Below are 273 nucleotides of genomic sequence, written 5' to 3'. Positions count from 1 at the left end.
AGTCAGGTTGGCATTACCTGCCACGTCCGTAACAATACCTGCCGGTACGTTCACAACCACATCGCCTTCAAAGTCCGCAGCCGGTACCAGCGTACCGCTGAAGCTGCCATCACCGTTGTCTACAAGGTCTGTCAATTTACCGTTAGCAATGTCCAGCAATCCCTCAAGCGCATCTGCCGTAAGCGGACTGCCATCAACCGCATTGACTGCTTCACCAAAGTCAATCGTGATTGCATTCGTTACAGGATCAATCGTAATCACCGGTGCCGGAGC

The 273-nt window shown here is 52.7% G+C and carries 1 protein-coding gene; it reads right to left on the bottom strand.

What is annotated here, in order from left to right:
• A partial coding sequence (locus C1642_RS18970) for an Ig-like domain-containing protein (RefSeq protein ID WP_171304718.1) occupies nt 1–273 on the bottom strand: 273 nt, incomplete at both ends.

The organism is Acinetobacter sp. AKBS16 (assembly GCF_002899995.1).
Lineage (GTDB): Bacteria > Pseudomonadota > Gammaproteobacteria > Pseudomonadales > Moraxellaceae > Acinetobacter > Acinetobacter baumannii.
This window is presented reverse-complemented; position numbering and strand designations above follow the sequence as displayed.